This is a genomic window from Deinococcus carri (assembly GCF_039545055.1).
In the GTDB taxonomy this organism is placed as follows: Bacteria; Deinococcota; Deinococci; order Deinococcales; family Deinococcaceae; genus Deinococcus; species Deinococcus carri.
This window is the reverse complement of record NZ_BAABRP010000024.1, coordinates 1-17,760: the sequence shown is the minus strand read 5'-3', so window position 1 is coordinate 17,760 and position 17,760 is coordinate 1. Positions and strand designations below refer to the sequence as shown.

Here is a 17,760-nt window from a genome sequence, read left to right as displayed (position 1 = left end):
TAGCCTTTTCGCCGCCCCCTGAGGGCGGCTTCCTTTTGCCCTGAAGCAAAGGCGGTGTAATCACATGACTAGACGCTCCCTCGGCTCACTCACCGCCACAAGCGGCATTGACCGCACCGGCTTCCAGCGCGACCTACAGGCCCTGCGCAAGGAGGCGCAGCAAGTCAGGGTAGAGGTCCCGGCCGCAGTCGCCAAGCTCGACACGGCCGCCTTCCGGGCCGCATCTCAGGTGACGCTTCAGAGCTACCGCGAGCAGGCAGCCGCCGCAAAAGCCACTGCTGCCGAACAGACTGCTGCTGCCGCAAAAGCCCGCACCGAACTCGCTCAGCTTGCCGTTACCACGCGCCTCTCTGCCCAAGCGGACCGCGAGGCAGCCCAGGTCGCCCGCACGGCTATGCAGGCCCGACGCGAGGAGATCGACCGCGTGAAGCTCAGCATGGCCCGCCTGCGCGCCGAGTTTGACGACGGCCTGAAGGACGAACAGGCCTACCACGCCCAGAATCAGAAGCTCATCAATCAGCTCCGGGAGATGGGGGAGCGGGCGGACTTCACCACGCGTGAACTCAAGCAGCTCGCGGACATGCACGCCCGCCTGGCGCGTGAGGGCAACACCATCGCAGGCGTCGTGAACCCTGCTGGCCTGTCCGGGAACGTGGTGACAGCACTCCAGGGCGCCCTTCCCGGCATCCTCCAGGGCTTCCGGGGGGTTGTGCAGATGTCCCCCAGCATTGGGGCGGCGGCCTCCCAGGTCACAGGCATCGCACAGGCGCTGGGGCAGGTGCGCGTCGCGGCAGAGGGGGCACTCCCCCGCGTCCTCCAAATGGGACAGGGGCTGAGCGCGGCGAGCGGGGCAGCCAGTCTCCTGCGGGGGGGCGCGAACGCAGCAGGCGGCGCGGTGTCCTCCCTGGGCGCGGGTGCAGTTGTGGCCGGTGGGATGGTTGGCGGACTGGCCGTTGCTGTCGGTGCGGCAGGCGCGGCGGCAAACAAGGCTGTGAACGAATACGCCCGATTCGAGGAAGGGTTGGCGCGCGTTGCCACCCTGACCGACAAGACCACCGCGCAGCTGGGCAACACCGGGCGGGCTGTGCTGAAACTCAGCGCGGAAACCGGGACCAGCTTTCAGCAGCTCAACGCGGGCCTCTACGACATCCTCGGGGCCGGGGTCGCCGGGACTGAGGACCTGACCGCCTCTATGGCCCTGCTGCGTCAAGCGACCATGCTGGCAAAGGCGGGCGTGGCGGATGCCTCGGTCGCCACCGATGTCCTGACCAGCGTCCTGAACGCCTACAAGATGACGGCCTCCGATGCCGGGAAGGTCAGCGACATGCTGTTCCGGGCCGTGGATCAGGGCAAGATGTCCTTCGAGCAGCTTGCCACAAGCCTCGGTATGGTGCTACCCGTTGCGGCCCAGGCGGGGATCGGGCTGGATGAGGTGCTGGCTGCCATCGCCGCCATGACCGCGCAGGGCATCCGTCCCAGCAGCTCTATCGAGTACCTGCGTTCTGCGATCTCCAACATCATCAAGCCATCCGAGCAGGCGGCGAACATGGCGAAGGACCTGGGCATCCAGTTCGACGTTCAGGCGCTCAAGAGCAAGGGGCTGCTCGGCTTCCTCCAGGAAGTGGAGCGGGCCACAAAGGGCAACAGCGCCGCCAGCGCCCGCCTATTCGGGGACGTGGGTGCGCTGACCGCCGTGACCTCGCTGGCAAGTGGGGAGTTCGGGCGGTTCAAGGAAGCCCTCGACGGTCAGACCAAGAGCGCGGGAGCCACCGCTGAGGCTTACGGCAAAATCGCCAGCACCCTGAAGCAGGAAAGCGACAAGCTTGACGCCAACTGGAAAGCCCTGTGGGCTGGGGTCGGTGAGGTCTTCGCCCCCTTCAAAAAGGGCATCATGGCCGACCTGAACGAGATGCTGGGGGGCATCAATACGTTCTTGGAGCGGTGGAACGTCGCCCGGAACGTGCAGTACACAGAAAAGTCGCTCGCGCAGATGGAGAGTAGTCTGGCGGCCAAGCGGGAATACCTGGCAGGCGGACAAAGGATCATCAGCGGGGAAGACCGTGCCCCCGCCGCTCTGCGTGAAGACTGGAAGAACCGCCGCCTTCCGAACACCCTGCGCGAAATCCAGGAATTGGAGGCTCAGATTGTGGCCGCCAGGGCCGCGCTCGCGCAGGCCAGGGCAGACGCGACGGCCTACAACCTCGCCAACGGGAAGGCGGCCCTCCCTTCGGGCGTACAGGGGCCGCGCTTCGGCGGGGACTATGGAGGCCAGGCCTCGGGCGCCCCCATTTCCGGCGCTGCCCTGGTCGCCCTCCTCGGCCTGGGCGGGCGACGCGTCCTTAACGACTTCGGCGTGAGTGGCGCGAACTACAAGCACGATGGGGCGGTAAGAGCTGACGCCACCCATAACGGCATTGACTATGGTGCCCCACGCGGCACCCCCATCCTTGCCCCCTTCGCGGGCACGCTGTCTTTTCGGCAGGATGCCAAGAACGGGAAAATCTTTGAGTTGGTGGATTCCGCTGGCAATAAGCTGGTCGGTCTTCATCTGGACGCGTTTGACGCCGAGGTCGTCAAGGCGCTGACAGAGGGCGGCAAAAAGGCCATTGCCGTTGCTCAGGGCGCCCGTATCGGCACCGTGGGCAATACGGGGACGACAGCGGGCAGCTTCCCCCACCTGCACCTGATGGGGTATGCAGCGGGCAGCGCGAAGCCTGTCAATCCCACGGGCCTCCAATTCGCGGGCGCCGAGGCAGAGGGGGCCTTTTCCAACAGCGGGTATGGAAAGCGGGATGGGGCCAGCACCACCACCCCCCCTCCCCCCAAAGACACTCCCGTTACCGCCGCCCAGATCGTCAAGGCTCAGCAGCTCGCCGCCGCGCTGGAAAGGGCGCAGGAGGCCCTCAAAAAGGACCCCAAGAGCGTCCCCCTCACCCAGGCCGTCATCAAGGCCACGCGCGAGCTGAACAAGTTCAAGGAGGCCAGCGACAGCAACGCGGAGGCCCTGGCGGCCATCCAGAAGGAGGGGGTCAAGACCAGCGGCACCTATCAGGCCACCGCCGCCGACCTGAAAAAGTACGGCACAGACGCGCTGAGGCTCTACAAGGACCTGCAAAAAGCCGAGGGGAGCGGGAGCGCCGAGGCCGTTCGCGCCGCCCAGGCCAGGGTGGATGCCTGGGTGGGCGAGAGCAAGGCGAAAAAAGCCGTCTTTGACGCTGAAGGGGCGGCGTACAAGGTCCGGCAGCAGAACAGCGAGCAGGCCAGGCGCGACACCGAGCAAGCCGCCCGCGACCAAGCCCAAGCCGCCCGCGAGGCCCAGCAGCGGGCCGACCAGCGCCGCGAGCTGGAACGCAAGCTGAATGCCGACATCGCGGCGGGCAACCTCGAAAGCGCGAAGGCGAATGCGGCCCGCCTGAAGCAGAGCCTCGACACCGAACTCGCCGCCCACAAGAGCAGCGCCGCCGACCGCCTGCGGGTCGAGCAGCAGCTCGGTCCCCAGATTCTCGCCGCCCAGAAGCGCGTGCTGGAACTGGAGCGCAAGCAGGCCGAGGACGCCGCCCACGCCACCGCCAACAAGCAGCGGGCGGAACTGACCAGGGAATACGGCAAGGGCAAGGAACCCGCCGACCTGCTGAAGAAGATCGCGGAGACGGAAACCACCGCCGTCGCCAACGCGGGCAAGACCTTCGATACCCAGCTCGCCGCCCTTCACGGCGCCTCTGCCGAGCGCATCAACAGCGCCACTGCGGCTGTCCAGGCCAAGAACAAGCAGGTGGCAGATCAGCGCGTCCAGACGGAAAAGCAGGTCACCCAACAGCTCGCCGGGATGAATCAGGCCCAGCGGCAGGCCCAGGTACAAGCCGAAGAGGACGCGCTGACCCGTCTGCGAAACAACCGGCAGGCCCGCATCAACGCTGCCAAAGGCAACGCCGCGCAGCTCCTCCAGATTGAAAGAGAAACGGCTGGGGCGATTCAGGCCCAGGAACAGAAAGCGGCCACCACCCGCCTGATAGCCGCCAAGCGGCAGGCGGCAGAAGAGAAGCAGGCCCGGCTCGACGCCATCCCGAAAAATGCCACGGCAACCCAGCGGGAGGCTCTGGAAGCCGCCGCACAGACGGAGTACCTGGGCAAGCTCAGCAACGCCTACCGCGCCTACTCCTTGGCTGTCAGCAGCAGCCAGCAGACTGCCGTGCAGGCGGTGCGGGAGGCGCAACGCACCGAAACCGACAAGGTGCGGAGTCTGCGGGACGAGTACAGCCGACTGGCCGAAACCATCCGGCAGAAGGTGCAAGCTGGAACGTTTGACGAGGAGGCCCAGCAGGAGGCGGTGAAATCGTTCAATGCCCTGGGTCGCTCTGCCGAGGAGGCGGGGCTGACTCAGAACGCCTTCGTGGAGGGCGCACGCCGCAGTGCCTGGGCCACCATTCAGGCCGGGAAGGGGGCCGACGAATACCGCCAGCACCTCTCGGATCTGGATGACCAGATGGAGGCCAGCGGGCAGGCGCAGGAGAACGCTGCACAACATGCCATAGACCTCGCGGGCACCCTGGATGACCTGGGGGACCGGGATGGGGCACTCGCCACCCTGAACACCGCGCTGGATGATGTGATGGAGGCCGCTGGGCGTGGTGAGGTGGTTGGGGAGGCGGTGAGCATCCTCACGGGCGCGATTGACCACCTGAACGCCTCGCTGGACAAGGGAGCGCTGGAACGGGCAGGCAACTTCCTGCGCTACATCACCGAACAGGCAGAGCAGGCGGCGGAGGCCATTGAACATGCCGCTGATGCCGCCAGCGATGACAAGACCTTTACCGACCGTGACACCGTGCGTGCTTTGGGCAAGGGCGGCGTCATGCGGCTGAGCGACTACCTGAGCGGGGAGGGGAACAGCTTCTTCGGGGAGCGGTTCTGGACCGAGCTGGGCGAGGAGGGCCGCGACCGCTTTCGGGGCGAGCTGGACAAACTGACCCCGGAGGACTTTGCCACATTAGGAGAATCTGCCCTGCGCGGGATGCTCGACGGGATGGGGGATGACGAGGACTGGGCCGCCCTGCGCGAGACGGTGCAGGCGGGACTGACCCTGAATCTGGATCAGAGCAAGGGCTATGCCGCGCTCGGGGCGGTGTTGACACAGTTTGACGGGCTGGACAGCAAGGCGGAAGGCTACTCCGACACCCTGAAGACCCGGCTGCTGCCCGAACTGGAACGCATCCGTGACACGGCCACCGACCCGGCCCTGAAGCAGATGGCTGAGCAGGCCATCACCTATCTGAACAGCGAGGTAGATGCGGCGCAGCGCCTACGCGACATGATGTATGAGGTACGCCTTGCCAATCTCGACCGTCTCAAGGAATCGGGCGGCATTGGCGGCCAGAACTATATCGACCAGCGCCACGTCGTCCTGACCGAACAGGAGAACGCCCGCTACCGCCTGGACATTCAGGGCAAGACCGGTAAGGCGCTGGAACTCGCCGAAGCCGAACACCAGCGGCGTCTGGGAGATATCACGGCAGAGGGGCTGCGGGCCACCCAGCAACTCACCTGGCAGATAGCTGACGAGACGCTCCAGGCCCAGCGTTCGCAGGAGGCGGAAGACCTGGAGGAGCGTCGCCGGCTGGGCACCGTCTCTGCCGAGGGCTACCTGGCCGAGCGGCAGGCCCAGGCCGAGCAGGGCGCGCGGGACGAGTTTGCCCGCCGCACGCGGGGCATGAAGGAGGGCGCGCCGGAATACATCGCGGCGGAAAAGGCGCTGCAAGCTCAACTCACCCAGATTGCCAACCAGGGGGCCGCCGACCGCCGCACCCTGGAGCAGAAGAACGCCGACGACCGGGTGGAGGCCGCCCGCCGCACCGTGGCCCGCTCCTACGGCCTCTCGGGGCAGGGGGAGCTGGTCGCGGCCCTGCAAGCCCGCGTAACGGCGGCAAAAGCGGCCCTGGCGAAGATGGTGCCCGAGGCCGAGGGCTACGCGGCCGCCCTGCGCGCGGTGGAGGACGCGGAAAACGACCTCGCTCGGGCGCAGGGGGGCGGGGGCGTCAGCGGGTGGCAGCAGAACATCCAGCAACTCGGGGAGGATTTCGCCAGCGGGAAAATCAACGCCCAGCAGTTCACGGAGGCCCTGTACGGGCAGGCGGGCAAGCTGCGCGAGATGGCGGACGCGGCGCAGGCGGCGGGCAACCCGGCCCTGGCGCAGCAGTTCCGCGAGCTGGCCGACAGCCTGCACGCGATGGACCCCGCCGTGGCGGCGGTGCTGCAAAAGCTGGGGAAGGTGCAGACCTACCTCGGCTACGTGGTGGACATCGCGGGCGCGTTCGGCAAGCTCGCCGGGGCCATCGGCGAGACGGAGGAGGAATACGACAGCCTGACGGGCGAGAAGCTCCAGACGCCCTGGAAGGACCTCGCGGCCAACCTCGAAGGGGTGGCGAACGCGGCCCAGAAGCTCCAGAGCCTGATTTCGGACGTGATGGCGGTGATTGCCAATCCCGCTGACATCGGGGCCTGGGTGAAGCTGGTCGTGAACGTGGTGTCCAGCATCGCGGACGCTATCGCCGGGTTCAAAAAAGCCCAGGCGGAGGTGGCGCGGCTCAAGGCCGAGTTCGCCCAGGCCAACCCGCTGCTGAACGCCACGGACTACCAGAAGGTGAGCATCCGCAGCCGGGGCTTCTTCGCGGACTGGTTCGGCGGCGGCCCCCAGGTGGTCAATGAGATTGACAAGATTGGCCTGCCCATCGCGCAGTCCCTTGCCTCTCACATCTCGACCGGCATCAGCAACGGGTTCGACGCCTACCTGAAGACCGGCAACATGGAGGACTTCGCCAAGGCCCTGAACACTGAACTGACGGCCGGCATCAAGGACGCGCTGGTGCAGGGGTTCCTGAACGACCCTGCCCGGAAAAACGAGTATGCCGACGCCATCAAAGGATTCACGGACGCCTGGAAAACCCACGACCCCGCGCAGATTGAGGCGGCCTCCCAGCGCATCTACCAGCAGACCCAGGCGACCACCGAGGCCGCCAAAGAGCTGGCCGCCCAGCTCGATGCCCTCGACCGCGCCAACGGCACCGGGCGCTACAGTCCCGAGGCCATCGCGCAGCAGGCCCGCGAACTCGCCGGTCAGCGCCTCACCATCGAGGAGCAGACCAACGAATTGCTGCACACCCAGGGCCTGCGCTCCACCGAGGAATACGAGCAGGAGAAGCTCCGGCTCGCACTGGAGCGCATCCGGCTCGAAATGGAGGCCGCGCTGGCCGCCGAGGGGCTGACCGCTGAGCAGATTGCCCTGATCCAGCAGCAGTACGACCTCCAGACCCAGCAGGCTCAGGCCGACGCCGCAGCCGCCGCCAAGCGCCGGGCCGAGCAGCAGGCGAAGGACCTCCGGGACCTCCGCATGAACAACGCGGAAACCGCGCTGGGCATCGAGGAACGGCTGGCCCTCGCCTCGGCAAGCACGGAAGAAGAGAAGTGGCAGCTCCAGCAGGCCTACGCCCAGCGCCGCCTGGAGCTGGCGCTCAAGCGGATTGACGCAGAGGAGGCCGCCGACCTCGCCAGCACCGAGCTGACCGAGGAAATGAAGGAGGCCGTCCGCGAGAAGTACGCCCTGGCGAGAAGGGACGCGCAGAGCCAGCTCGACGCAACCCAGCTCGACCACCAGCGCCAGCAGGCCGAGCAGGCGCGTGGCCTGCTGAACTCCTGGGCCAGCACCGGCGTTTCGGCCTTCATGGACGGGCTGGACAAGGCCGACTTCTCCAGCTTCTTGAACAACTGGAAGGGCAACCTCGCCAAGGCGACCGTGCAGGCCATCGTCGAGGCGGAAATCACCCGCGTGATGACCGCGCAACTGCTCCCCCTGGCTGAGCGCTACCGGCTGGCGCTGGGGGCGGGCAACTCGGCGGAGGCGCTGGCCGCCCTGACGGACCTGCGGGCGGGCGTCACCACGGCGGGAACCACCCTCAAGCCGCTGTTTGACGGCCTCGCCCCCCTCTGGGCGGACGTGAGGAGCGAGCTGAAGGAGAACACGGCGGCCACCCGCGAGAACACCGACGCCACCAAACAGGCCCAGTTCCAGCAGACGACCCGCATCGACGTGGGCCAGTACCTGCCCGGCCGCAGCCCCACCCTGCAGGGCCGCCTCACCCGCTAGAGAGGAGACGCATGCTCATCACCATCAGCCGGCCCGGCGCGCTCCCCCACGCGACGTACCGGGCCAAAACACGCTACCGGGACGGGCAGGTCGCCTTCCTGCCCGCCGGTTCCACCTTCGAGATTCTGCGCGGCAACCTGTGCGGGGCAGGCACGTTGCGCTTTTCCGCCCCCCCGGACTTCGCACCGCGCGACTGGGTGCGGGTGTACCTGGCCGGGGACCTCTGCCTGCCGGGCGACCCGGCGGACAATCCGCGCTATCTGGGCGAGGCCGTGAACGAACCCTGGGAGGCGGGCGAGGGGGACATCACCTGCCAGGCCCTCACCGACCGCATCCGCAAGGCCGCATGGCACGGGGATCTCGTGGGCGGCGTGGTGCAGCCGCTGGAGGACTTCCTGCGCCCCTACCTGCTGGCCGTGCTGGCCCGCTGCGGGCTGGGGCCGGTGGCGGTCGGGGATGTTCCGGACTACCGCGCCCGCTTCCGCAGCGTGAACCCCTTCGAGCTGCTGGGGGACACGCTAGATGCCCTCTTGCCCGCGCTGCCCGGCGGGGTGGCCGGGGTGGATGCCCGCGCCCGCCTTCAGGTGGTGCCGGACTCCGATACGGTGATGGTGCGCTTTCCGCGCAGCCGCAGCGAGCGTCCGCCGGGGCGGGTGGACAACTACGCCAACTGCGTGCGGTTCAAGTACACCAAGCCCTCGGGGGAGGAGGCCGTCTTCGAGCAGCGGCTGACACTGGAGGTGGCCGTCTACCGGCAGGAGGCATGGGCGGTGGAGAGCTTGCCCGCAAGTGTGACCACGACGCAGCTCAACCCCTACGCGGGGCAGTCGGTCAGAGTGGGCAGCGCCATGACGTATCCCGGCGAGAACGCGGGTCTGAGCGTGTATCGGGAGACGAGGCTCGATGCCATGAACCCCGCCTGGACGGGGCACCTGGGCGATGGTATCGCCTGGGATACAGCGGTGCTGAGCGGGGCAGAGTTGCAACTCCGGGCGGCAGGACAGGAGGCGTACACGTTTAGGACGCGGGTGCAGGCGCAACTGACGACCAGTCCCATCCCTGCCGAACTGCGACTGCAACTGGTCGCCCAGGACGGCACCACGACGATCTACAGCAACACCACGCCTGGCGCGGCCACATGGACGCATACGATGCTGGGCGCGTCTGCCGGGATCATGCTCCGCTATCACCCCGACGACCTCCAGGCGTACCGCGCGGCACACGGCGCATATCCCACCGGGTTTGACCTGCGGGCTATCCCTCCGGGCTACAGCGGCTCCACGCCGACCACGGAGGACAGATTCGTGATGGTCCGGGCGGCAGCGGCGGCGGTCGAACCCACGAACGTGCAATTCGTGGAGAACGAATATATCGTCCCCGCCGACGCCTACAACCTGCGGCTGGCGGCTCCTGCCATGCTGCTGCCCCAGTCGGCCAGCCTGCACCTGCCGCTCTACTACCAGTGGCGCTCAGGAGACCAGGTGGTGACCGACGCACATGTGACTGGGGTCAGCGTGTACGACAGCCTGACGACGGCGCGGGCGACCCTGACGCGAGCTGAGGACGACCCGGAGACGGGTCGGCGCGTGTGGACACTCCCGGCAGACGTGCGGGTGGACGGCGTAACCGTCAGCGGCGACCCGGCACAGATCGGCTGGGTGGGCCTGCGGCTCACCGACGAGGCGGGCCTCGCCAGCTACGCCCACGGCCTGCTGCGCAACCGCACCCAGCCCGCGCGGGTCTGGACCGGCACCATCCGCAACCTCGACCCGCTGGACGTGGGCGGGCAGGCCCGCTTTGATACGCCGGGGGGCGACATGGAGCTGGACGTGCAGAAAGCGACCTACCACCTGGGGGAGAGGCAGAAGACGGTCGAGTGCGGCACTCCCTGGCCGCGCGACGACGCCGACGCCCTGGCCGGGGCCATCGAGCGCGTCGAGCGCGACGTGCGGAGGGCGGGATGAAGCTGCCTGCCGCGCTGCCGGTCGAGGAAGAGAAGGCCCCGCTCATCTGGCTCGACGAGGACCGCCAGCCGCTGTTCAGCCTGCTGAAGGTGACGGGCGAGCAGGAGGTGCGCGTGCTGGAGCAGAATCTTCACAGCCTGAAACCCGGCGGGCAGGTGGTGGCCGTGCCGAACACCGGGGCGCAGGTGTACGCGGGGTACGACATCGTGCTGCCCGGCAGCGAGTACGGCGTGGTGGTGGGGGTCTGGGCCGGAACGCACCCCGGTATTCAGGGGCTGATGAGCCAGGTGGCCGACGCCGCCGTGCGCTGCCGCTACGTGCAGGAGGGGGCGCTGACACTGCCCATCGCCCGTTTCACCGGCATCGACCGCACCTGGCGGGGCGCGGCGGCCCTGGGCGGCACCGTGAAGGCCAACTTCGCGCCGGGTAGTGCCTACCGCTTCCGCTCGCCCCGCTCCCAGCCGGTGCCGGTCGGGTCGCCGCAGACCCTCCCCATCGGGGGGCAGGCTCCGTGTGACCTGCGGGTGGACATCACCGCCGGGCAGACCGCCGTGGTGGACCCGACCATCGACGCGGCGCTGGGGCGCACCACCTGGCGGGGGACCATCCCGCCCGGACAGACGCTGCGGATAGACGAGCTGGACGGGGCAGGCCTGTGCCTGCTGGCCGGAGTGGAGCGCGGCGTGAGCCTCTACGGGCCGCAGCCGCAGCTCACCCCGCGCAACCGCACCATCACCATCACCGCGCCGGGTGCGACCGCCCGCGTGACCTGGCAGGAGGGAATCCTTTGACCGTTTACAAGCACCGCATTGACCGCCGGGGGAGCGCTGCCCGCTTCACGGCGCACTTTGAGAGCGAGGGCGGCTCGGGGCCGATGGGCAGCCACGGCCTGGGGCGGGCCTCGGGGATGGACATCGGCGTGTACGACCTGGACGGCGAGTTGCGCGGCCCGGACGGGGTGGGTGACTACGTGGAGGCCGCCGCCGTCCCCGGCCAACACGACACGCCGCCGCGCATGACCCTGACGGTGCAACAGGACGGGGAGGTGGTGCTCACCCGCACTTTCCTGCCGGTCGAGACGGCGGCGGGCGTGCTGGACATCAACGCGGCCCTGCTGGCGGGGCGGGCGCAGGTAGCCCAGCCGGACCAGCTCCGCGCCCTGGGGACCATGCTTGATGAGGGGGAGGTGCTGCATGCGGAGACGCGGCAGGCGCTGGCCGATACCGCGCAGAGTGCGGCTGAGGCGCTGGCGACGACCGGCATCAACCCCGCGCATATCAGCGAGACAACTGCTGACCCGCCCGCCGCGCCGGACGGCACGCGGGGCGCGAAACGCACCGCTGAGGGCGGCCTCGTGCGCCTGGAGCGCGTGAGCGGAGCGTGGGTGGAGCGGGGCCAGGGGCTACCGGGGCGCTCCGAGGTGCTGGACAAACAACCTGCCCTGGCTGGACTCACCGACTACCGCCGCCTGCCGTCCATCCCGAACGGCCCCCTCGGCGTGCCGGAGCGCGACCCTGACCTGATGCACTACACCGACCGGGGCCTCAAAATCCACCGGGACCCCTACGGCCTGCGCGAGAACGCCACTGTCGTGAGCATCATCGCCAGCGACCTCCCCGACCCCGAAACCCGCATCCTGGGCCTGAACAGCCCCGCCGACGCCGCGAGCTACCCAGCCAGAGACACGGCGGCGCTGTATGTCGGCATCGAAGGCCGGGCGGCCAACCTCAGCACGGCGGCGCAGACCACCTACACCACGACAGGTGCGAAAGCGCCGGGGGTGGATTACAGCCGCCTGCGCGTGGGCATGTGGGTGGACACCACCCACAGCCCGAAATGGGGCGGGTTGCTCACCGGCTGGGACGCTCAGGCCCAGACCCTGACGGTGACGCAGTGGACCAGTACCGGGACCGGGCAGGCGGGCGTCCCCGCGAACGGCATGGCCGTCTCGGTCAATCCGCAGACGGCCATGTGGGGGCAGAACGTAACCGCCTGGCTCAGGCCGGACAGCATGGCGACGGTGGCCTACGGCCAGGAAATCACCACGTTCAATTTCAAACGTGGCTACGACCCCGCTGAGGACGAGAAAACCCGCGTCCACATGTACGGCGGCGGCACGTACAACAAAGGCGAGCGTGGCTTCATCGGCTGGGATGTGGGCGGGGACAACTACCACGGGATGCGGGTGCTGGGGGGCCACAAGTCTGGCTATGCAGTGCAGCACCAGCCGGGCGCGGAGGGCATCCCGGCCCAGTCGCCGCAGGTGGGGTTCGAGGATGAGTCGCGCTCCCCCATCGCGTTCGGGGCGAGCGGGCAGCACACCTACGGATTCGCGGCCACGGGCAAAACAACCGAGGCCGCTTTCCTGGCACAGCCGACGACGGGGGCGTTCGGGTACTCCGGGCAGGGCGCAGGCATCACCACCGCGACCTACCACAGCAAACGGAACGGACTGGCCGCGCTCTATCAGGATGCGGCGGGGCGGCAGGCGTTCCGACTGAACGTCACGGCAGCGGAAACCCGCCTCGGGCTGGGCAACAACGTGGACCTGTTTGCCGCACCGGGCGAGGCGGGCGTGCTGCATTGCAATGCGCTGGCTACGATTTTTGACGGCAACGTGCGTGGCACGGCGTTTTGGGCCAATGGTAAACAGGTGGTAGGCGAGCAACAGGCTGCCATCCCCGACAGCGACGGTAGTGCGGCCGACAACAAACGCGCCATTAACGCCATCCTGGCGGTCATGCGAGCGCACGGGTTGATTGAGAGTTGATACCACACAGCATCGGCCCGTTATCGGCCCACCCCCGCCCCAGCACCCGGCCTGAGGCGGCTTCGTTTCACCGCCGGGAGATTGGAGGCCACATGGCCCATAACCGACGCGCCGCCCTGCTGATAGGGGCGGCACTGCTGCTTCCGGCGGCGGCCCTCACGGCCGCCATGCCCCTCACCCTCTCGCCGCCCACAGGCAAATACTGCACGCCCATCGCCTTCCGTGACCGCATCGTCGGCGTCGGGTATCAGGCCGTTGTCCGTGCTGCACCCGGCTGCACCCGCCCCGTGAAGGTCCGCAAGGAAAACGCCCTGTCCGGCAGCGTCATCGGCCAGCCAAACGTCATCCCGGTAGGGCAGGTGATGCGCGTGTGGCTGTTCACGCACCGCCTCACCTACACCCTGGACGACCGGACGTGGCGGCGGCTGGGGGTGCGGTGATGGAGCGGCACTATCTGTTCAGCCGCTGGGACCCCCTGAATCCCAGCAACATCCTGGCCGTCATCATGCTGGGCTGGGCCTTCAGCGTGTACCACCGGCCCTTCCTGCCCGAGTTCCTGCCGTCCTACCAGCGCTTCGACGATTTCATGCCCTGGGCCTGGTGGGGCTGGTGGAGCCTGCTGAACGGGGTGCTGCTGCTGGTCATGCCCCGCGGCGGTGGGCTGCGGGTCCTCGCCCATGCGCTGACGGGGCTGTACCTGCTGGCGGCGGGGGCCTCCTTCGGGGCCGGGGTGGGCATCACCAGCGCCGTCATGACCTACAGCATCCTGGCGGCCGTCAGCGGGCTGCTGCTTGCCCGCGCGGCCGTCGCCTGGGCGCAGGGCACGGGCTGGTGGGGACGGCTGGTGGAGCGCCCTCCACGCTGGCTGAGATGGCTGGCCCGCGTCGAGTCCGACGAGGGGCGGGATGGATAACGTGGACGTGACCCAACTCATCGGCCTGGTCACGAAGGGCGGCCCGGCGGCCATCATCATCGCCGTGTTCTACGGCCTCGCCATGCTGGTGCGCGAGGTGCGGGGCGGGAAGGTGGGGGACGCCCAGAAGGCGGACCTGACTGCCCAGGTTGCGCAGATGCGCACGCAACTCGACGCCCTCCAGGCGAAGTTCGACACGCTGGCCGCCGAGCTGGAGGAGACCCTGCACACCGTCCACACCATGCGCTACCAGCGCGACCAGGCGCGCATCCGGGTCGAGTTCCTGGAGCAGCTCCACGACTGCCAGCCGCGCACCGTCTGGCCGCCGGACCCTGACCTCAAAGGAGAGCCATGAGCACCGCACAGGACCGTGACCCCAACCACCTCCACCAGCTCTACCGCACACCCCTCGAACACTGGCTGGCCGACGCCCGTGCCTGGGGCAAGCCGCGAGGAATAGAGGTCTGCGTCTACGAGACCTTCCGGACCGCCGAGCGGCAGGCCTGGCTCTACGCCCAGGGCCGCACCCGGCCCGGCCCGGTCGTCACCTATACGCTCGACTCCTCGCACGAGTACGGCCTGGCGGCCGACTGGGTGCCGCTGCGACTGGTGGGGGAGCGGTGGGTGCAGGACTGGAGCCACGCGACCTACAACGCCATCTACGCCGCGGTGCCGCCCGCGAGGTACGGGCTGGAGACGTTTCCCTGGGAGCGCCCGCACCTCCAGCTCGCGGGCGTGAACGGCCCGAAGCAGAACATCAGCGGCAGCGTCTGGGCCGCCGCCCACGGCATCCGCGCCAACGTCATCGTGGGGAGCATCTGGCCCCTCCGGGATGCGCCGGTGACGGCGGCCCGCCCCCCGAGTACCACGCCCGCCAGCACCACCCGTCGCCGCGTGTTCCTGCGCGGCCAGGATGGGAAAAACACCACGATGGACGTTCCGGCCGTGGTGTACGGCGGGCAGCTCATCACCCGGCTGGAGGACGGCCGGGTGCAGGTGGGCACGTCCATCCTCACCGTCTATCAGGACGGCGCGCTGCAACTCGACCGCGCGAAGACCTGACAGCAAGTCGGCCACTCGCCAGGGCGGTTCCCTCACGGGGCCGCCCGCTTTCGTTCCCGGAGGTGGGAAATGCGGAAACTGTCGTTGTTCACGTTGTCGGTGCTGGTGCTGGGGACGGGGCTGGCCCTCGCGCAGGGGACAGACCTGCCCAGCGGCATCCCGGCCGAGTATCAGGGCGTGGTCGCGGTCCTGATCGGCCTGCTGAGTGCGGTGCTGGTGCAGCCGCTGACCAGCATCGCCAAGAAGCTGGGGCGCACGACCGGCCCCACGACCGTCGCCGTCAGCGCCGTGCTGAGCCTGCTGGTGGCGCTGGGGTTCGCCCTCGCCCAGGCAGCCGCGACGCGGGGTGGCCTGAACCTGGGAGGGGCGCTGCTGGTAGCGCTGGTAGCGTTCGTCAAGGCCAACGGCGACTACATCACCCGCGTGTTCAGCAACGCCAAGGGCAATGCGCTCGCCCCGGCGGGCCTCCCGGACCCCGTGCCGGTCGTGGTGGGCGAGGTGGTCACCCCGCCGGAGGTGCGGGGCGCGCCGCCCGCATCGGGGCTGGAGGTCATTCCGGGGCTGGACACCACGCCGGGCGCGGCCCGCGGGCTGCTGGGCGGGGGCACCCTGGCGCTGACGCTGGACGCGCTGCTGGAGAGCCTGCTGAGTCAGGCGGGGCTGCAACCCACCCCGGCGCGGCTGCTGCGGATTGGCGGGCGGCTGGCGGTGGTGGCCCCCGACCTGCTGGACGGGGACGCGCATCTCAGCGCGGACAGCCGCAACCGCGTCCTGGGCGTGATTCTCGAACTGAAACAGGGAGGCCTGCTGTGAAGAAGATGTTGCTCTTTCTGGTGGCGGGGCTGGGACTCGCCTCGTGCGCCCCGGTGGCGCAACTCGCGCAGCCGAACGAACACGCAACCCTCACCCGTGAGAACGGCAGCCTGGTGCTCGCCAATCCCGGCCCCGACGCCCTGACCGGCGACCCCAGCCGGGCCGGGGACGGCCCTGCCCTTACGGCGCTGGGGACAGGGCTGACGCCCGACGCGGCGGCGGCAACCTGGTGCCGCACGAACGCTGCGCGGACCCAGTTCACCTGCAACCTGCCGAACGTGCCCGCCGGGCAGCAGGTGCGCGTGACGCTGGCGGGCACCGTGCTCGACGCGGGCGTGCTGGCCTACCGCGAGAGCGTGGGCGCACGCCCCGTGCTGGTCTGGCTGAAGTAACGGACAACTCACCCCTCTCTGCCCCCGCGCCCCGGCTCCCTGCTGGCGGCGCGGGGGCTTTTTGTGGTTAAAAATGGAGATTGGGCAAGTCTGACACTATGTGTTGACATATCACGTCACACGTTGTATCTTTGTTTCAGGCGAGGGAGCAACCAAAATCCACATCCCGAAGCCGACCAGGAGTGATGAAGATGACGAACTACACGCACACCCCCTACCACCGCAACATCGTGACCGCCGAGAACATCAAAGACGCCCGAGAGATGCTGCCCCTCGACCAAGGCACCGAACTGGAGACGGGCTGCGAAACCTGGGGCATTCTCTACACGGGCGGGCAGCGCGGCCAGATGACCCGCTGGCCCAACGGACGCGGTGCAGTGTGCTTCGGTGGTGACAGCGAGTGGGGCGATTGGGACGGCGAGATCCTGACCACCGACGATGGCACCCGATACAACGAGGATGGCGAAGAGACCGAAGAGTAGGCCCAAAGGCGAACCGCCCCGGCAACCAAGTCGGGGCGGTTCTTGCATCAGGAGTGATGCGCTTCAATCCTCTCCCAGTTGTCCAGGAGGTCCCCAGTATGCCACTCGACCCCACCCGCTATCCCATCCCCAGCGTCCAGCCAGGCGACTGGCTGGATGACGTGCTGCTCGGCCGCGTGCAGGTGGGTGGGTACACCAACGCCCCTATCCCCTGGCCCTATCGCCGCAAGACCGGCAAGCACTCGCTCATCCTCACCGAGACGCTGGCTCGCGCCGTGCGAACCGAGGCGGCGAAGGACATCCAGGAGGCGTTCGGTGTGAGCGAGGGGACGGTCTGGGGCTGGCGCAAGGCGTTGGGCGTGAACGCGCAGAACAACCCCGGCACGCAGCGGCTCTACCGGGAACTGGTAGTGGACAAGCTCACCCCCGAGCGGGCCGCCAAAGGCCGCCAGAAGGCGCTGGAGCCGGAGGCGCAGACCCGGATGCGGGAGAGCATCGCCGTAGGCATGGCCGAGCGCCAGCCCCACCCGCACGCCGTAACGTGGACGCCGGAGATGGACGCCGTGCTGGGCACCATGCCGGACGAGCAGGCCGCCCAGGCGCTGGGCGTGAGCAAAACGCTGGCGGCTACCCGGCGGCGGCACCTGAAAAAGCGGAGCTACAAGGACACGCGCAACATCAAGTGGACGCCCGAGATGGACGCCCGGTTGGGGACCGCCTTCGACGGCGACCTGGCGGAGGGGTGGGGCATCAGCCGGAGTGCGGTGACGTTGCGGCGCATGACGTTGGGGGTGCCTGCCCACGGCAAGGGGGAGTGAGGCCCGGACAACTCAGGCGCTCAGGTACTCCTCGGCCTCCAGGTCCTCCATGACCGTCCCAATCATCTCGCCAATCTGCTCCCGGACCACGCTCGGCTTCTCTGGTTTCCAGCCGTCGAACCGCACGTCAGCCGCCCGGCCTTCCACCACTTCCAGCTCAACGCCGGGGTGGGCCTGCTGCACGAGAGGGGTCAGGCCCGCCCGCAGAAACTCGATCAGCTTGTCCACCTGCCAGGTCCGCGTGCGCGTGGTGCTCTTGCCGTTCGGAACTTTCACGGGTGCGGGTGGAACAAACTTCACGACAATTCTTTTGTTCATGGCGTAATGCTAGCAGGGGGAGGGCAGGCTGCGCGCTAGCCTGGGGCATGACGCACAGACGGACTGCCCGGAAATCCATCCTGGTGGCGAA

General features: G+C 68.5%; 13 protein-coding genes. 12 read left to right on the top strand and 1 reads right to left on the bottom strand.

Annotated elements, in window-relative coordinates; all coding sequences use genetic code 11:
- Positions 1-64: 64 nt before the first annotated feature.
- From ABEA67_RS17760 to ABEA67_RS17705, 12 genes are all read left to right on the top strand, one after another.
- Positions 65-8,137, top strand: coding sequence for a phage tail tape measure protein (locus ABEA67_RS17760; RefSeq protein ID WP_345467867.1), 8,073 nt, complete (start codon positions 65-67; stop codon positions 8,135-8,137).
- Positions 8,138-8,148: 11 nt separating this feature from the next.
- Entirely contained in the window at positions 8,149-10,101 is a 1,953-nt protein-coding gene (locus ABEA67_RS17755; RefSeq protein ID WP_345467865.1) for a hypothetical protein, read from the top strand.
- Complete coding sequence (locus tag ABEA67_RS17750) at positions 10,098-10,892, top strand: hypothetical protein (RefSeq protein ID WP_345467863.1); 795 nt, start codon at positions 10,098-10,100, stop codon at positions 10,890-10,892. The genes ABEA67_RS17755 and ABEA67_RS17750 overlap by 4 nt, the downstream gene beginning before the upstream one ends.
- The gene (locus ABEA67_RS17745) at positions 10,889-12,871 is read left to right on the top strand and encodes a hypothetical protein (protein ID WP_345467861.1); all 1,983 of its coding nucleotides are present in this window, start codon (positions 10,889-10,891) and stop codon (positions 12,869-12,871) included. Before ABEA67_RS17750 ends, ABEA67_RS17745 begins: the two co-directional genes overlap by 4 nt.
- A gap of 92 nt (positions 12,872-12,963) precedes the next feature.
- Positions 12,964-13,311, top strand: a complete 348-nt coding sequence (locus ABEA67_RS17740; RefSeq protein ID WP_345467859.1) for a hypothetical protein — start codon at positions 12,964-12,966, stop codon at positions 13,309-13,311.
- Positions 13,311-13,784 carry a hypothetical protein gene (locus ABEA67_RS17735; protein ID WP_345467858.1) on the top strand — a complete coding sequence of 158 codons (474 nt, stop codon included), beginning with the start codon at positions 13,311-13,313 and terminating at the stop codon, positions 13,782-13,784. The genes ABEA67_RS17740 and ABEA67_RS17735 overlap by 1 nt, the downstream gene beginning before the upstream one ends.
- Positions 13,777-14,139 carry a hypothetical protein gene (locus ABEA67_RS17730; protein ID WP_345467857.1) on the top strand — a complete coding sequence of 121 codons (363 nt, stop codon included), beginning with the start codon at positions 13,777-13,779 and terminating at the stop codon, positions 14,137-14,139. Before ABEA67_RS17735 ends, ABEA67_RS17730 begins: the two co-directional genes overlap by 8 nt.
- Positions 14,136-14,846 (top strand): M15 family metallopeptidase, encoded by a 711-nt coding sequence (locus ABEA67_RS17725; protein WP_345467856.1) that lies wholly within the window; start codon positions 14,136-14,138, stop codon positions 14,844-14,846. Before ABEA67_RS17730 ends, ABEA67_RS17725 begins: the two co-directional genes overlap by 4 nt.
- A 69-nt stretch (positions 14,847-14,915) precedes the next feature.
- Positions 14,916-15,659 carry a hypothetical protein gene (locus ABEA67_RS17720; RefSeq protein WP_345467854.1) on the top strand — a complete coding sequence of 248 codons (744 nt, stop codon included), beginning with the start codon at positions 14,916-14,918 and terminating at the stop codon, positions 15,657-15,659.
- Positions 15,656-16,051, top strand: coding sequence for a hypothetical protein (locus tag ABEA67_RS17715; RefSeq protein ID WP_345467852.1), 396 nt, complete (start codon positions 15,656-15,658; stop codon positions 16,049-16,051). The genes ABEA67_RS17720 and ABEA67_RS17715 overlap by 4 nt, the downstream gene beginning before the upstream one ends.
- 191 nt (positions 16,052-16,242) lie before the next feature.
- The gene (locus ABEA67_RS17710; RefSeq protein ID WP_345467850.1) at positions 16,243-16,533 is read left to right on the top strand and encodes a hypothetical protein; all 291 of its coding nucleotides are present in this window, start codon (positions 16,243-16,245) and stop codon (positions 16,531-16,533) included.
- A gap of 98 nt (positions 16,534-16,631) precedes the next feature.
- Positions 16,632-17,351 carry a hypothetical protein gene (locus ABEA67_RS17705; protein ID WP_345467848.1) on the top strand — a complete coding sequence of 240 codons (720 nt, stop codon included), beginning with the start codon at positions 16,632-16,634 and terminating at the stop codon, positions 17,349-17,351.
- Positions 17,352-17,363: 12 nt separating this feature from the next.
- Here ABEA67_RS17705 and ABEA67_RS17700 read toward each other — a convergent pair whose 3' ends face one another.
- On the bottom strand, positions 17,364-17,669 hold the full coding sequence (locus ABEA67_RS17700) for a hypothetical protein (RefSeq protein ID WP_345467846.1): 306 nt from the start codon (positions 17,667-17,669) through the stop codon (positions 17,364-17,366).
- Positions 17,670-17,760: the final 91 nt, after the last annotated feature.